The 2,514-nt window shown below is 72.5% G+C and carries 2 protein-coding genes; one reads left to right on the forward strand and one right to left on the reverse strand.

Annotated elements, in window-relative coordinates; all coding sequences use genetic code 11:
- On the reverse strand, positions 1 to 840 hold an 840-nt coding region (locus tag ACFWZ5_RS41785; protein ID WP_384892344.1), incomplete at its 3' end, for an acetylxylan esterase.
- 144 nt (positions 841 to 984) lie between these two features.
- Here ACFWZ5_RS41785 and gndA point away from each other — a divergent pair.
- A complete protein-coding gene (gndA, locus tag ACFWZ5_RS41790) occupies positions 985 to 2,424 on the forward strand; it encodes an NADP-dependent phosphogluconate dehydrogenase (protein ID WP_384790116.1) in 1,440 nt (479 codons plus the stop codon).
- The last annotated feature ends 90 nt before the right edge of the window (positions 2,425 to 2,514 follow it).

Raw genomic sequence — 2,514 nt, forward strand, 5'->3', positions numbered from 1 at the left:
CACGGGCGTCGGCGGGCGGTTCCCGCCCCCCCCCGCCGCGGACACCCCCGCGGGCCCCCCCCCCCCCGCCGCGAAGTGCACGCCGTCGAAGTACGAGAGCGTCCGGAACACCTGCTCCTCGCGGCCGCGCCGGGCGCTCAGGTAGAGGGCTATCTCCTTGTACGGGTGCCGGGACGTGAGCGTCGCCGCGCGCGGGAAGTCGCACAGGAACGGCACGTTGGGGCAGATCGCGGCGAGGTCCGGCACGAGTCCGCCGACGGCGAGCGTGATGCCGCCGCCCTGGCTGTCGCCGACCGCGGCCACCCGCGCCGCGTCCACCAGGGGGTGTGAGCGGACGGCTTCGACGGCGCGCACGGCGTCGGTGAAGACGCGGCGGTAGAAGTAGTCGTGCGGGTCCTCGACGCCGCGGGTCACGAAGCCCGGGTACGCGGGCGCGCTGCCGACCGGGTCCGGCGTGTCCCCGACCGAGCCGCCGCTGCCCTGTCCGCGCGTGTCCATGATGAAGTGCGCGAACCCGGCCGCCGACCACAGCAGGCGCTCGTGCGGCAGGCCGCGGCCGCCGCCGTACCCGATGTACTCCACGACGGCGGGCAGCGGCTCACTCGCCCCGGCAGGAAGCAGCAGCCAGCCCTTGACCGGGTGCCCGCCGAACCCCGCGTACGTCACGTCGAAGACGTCGACCGACGCGAGGGCCGCGTCGACGCGCTCGAAGCGCGCGTCCAGGTCGTGCTCGCGCGCGGCGGAGAGGGTCTTCTCCCAAAAGGCGTCGAAGTCCTCCGGCTCCGGCAATTCCGGGCGGTATCGACGGAGTTCTTCGAGCGGCAGGTCGAAATGGGGCACGGACGGCTCCTCCTTCGGGCACGGTGTCCCACATCACGTTACGCCGCGGAGTGATACTGACGAACGGATGCGTTACCACCGTCACATACGTCATGTCAGACAGATGCGGAACTTCGGATTTCCCGGGAACTCAGGAGCACGAGCATGAGCAGTTCAGCGCAGATCGGCGTCACGGGCCTCGCGGTGATGGGCCGCAACCTCGCCCGCAATTTCGCGCGCAACGGCTTTACGGTCGCGGTGCACAACCGCACGGCCGCGAAGGCCCGCGCCCTCGTCGACGAGTTCGGCTCCGAGGGCACCTTTGTCTACACGGAGACCGCGAAGGACTTCGTCGCCGCCCTGGAGCGCCCGCGCCGCCTGGTGATCATGGTGAAGGCGGGGGAGCCGACGGACGCCGTCATCAAGGAGTTCGCGCCGCTCCTGGAGCCGGGCGACATGATCGTGGACGGCGGCAACGCGCACTTCGCGGACACCCGGCGGCGCGAGCGCGAACTGCGGGAGCTCGGCATCCACTTCGTCGGCACGGGCGTGTCCGGCGGCGAGGAGGGCGCGCTGAACGGCCCGAGCATCATGCCGGGCGGCTCGAAGGAGTCGTACGCGGCGCTCGGACCGATGCTGGAGAAGATCTCCGCGAAGGCCGCCGACGGCAGCCCCTGTACGGCGCACATCGGCCCGGACGGCGCGGGCCACTTCGTGAAGATGGTGCACAACGGCATCGAGTACGCGGACATGCAGCTGATCGCGGAGGCGTACCAGCTCCTTCGCGAGGTCGCGGGCTACTCCCCCGCCGAGATCGCGGACATCTTCCGCACCTGGAACCGCGGCCGCCTCGACTCGTATCTGATCGAGATCACGGCCGAGGTGCTCGCGCACGTCGACGCCGCGACCGGCAAGCCGTTCGTGGACGTCGTGCAGGACCGGGCCGAGCAGAAGGGCACGGGCCGCTGGACCGTGCAGATCGCCCTCGACCTGGGGGTGCCGGTGTCGGGCATCGCGGAGGCGGTGTTCGCCCGCTCTCTGTCCGGCCACGCGGACCTGCGCGCGGCGTCGCGCGGCCTGCCGGGCCCGGCCGCGAAGCCGCTGTCCAAGGAGGCGGCCGCCGCCTTCGCCGACCAGGTCGAGCAGGCCCTGTACGCGTCGAAGATCGTGTCGTACACGCAGGGCTTCCACGAGATCGCGGCGGGCAGCGCGGAGTACGACTGGGACATCGACCTCGGCCAGGTCGCGGCGATCTGGCGCGGCGGCTGCATCATCCGCGCCGCGTTCCTCGACCGCATCCGGGCGGCGTACGACGCCCGCGCGGACCTGCCGAGCCTGCTCGCCGACGAGGGCTTCGCGCGGGAGATCGGCGCGGCGCAGGACGACTGGCGCGCGGTGCTCGTGGCGGCCACGCAGCAGGGCGTCCCGGCGCCGGGCTTCGCCGCGGCCCTCGCGTACTACGACGCGCTGCGCGCGGAGCGGCTGCCCGCGGCGCTGACGCAGGGGCAGCGGGACTTCTTCGGCGCGCACACCTACCGGCGCACCGACCGGGAGGGGTCGTTCCACACGCTGTGGGGCGGGGACCGCTCGGAGGTCCAGGCGTAACGCTCACCCTCAAGCGCCGGACGGGCTGGTTCCAGCCCGTCCGGCGTTTGAGGGCGCGTGTGAGGACGGGCGCGCAGCGCGATCAGGGGC

The organism is Streptomyces sp. NPDC059003, from assembly GCF_042740445.1.
GTDB lineage: Bacteria > Actinomycetota > Actinomycetes > Streptomycetales > Streptomycetaceae > Streptomyces.

What these genes read in the sequence shown, in the direction of transcription:
- gndA (WP_384790116.1), top strand. Translation starts at nt 985, where the DNA reads ATGAGCAGTTCAGCGCAGATCGGCGTCACGGGCCTCGCGGTGATGGGC.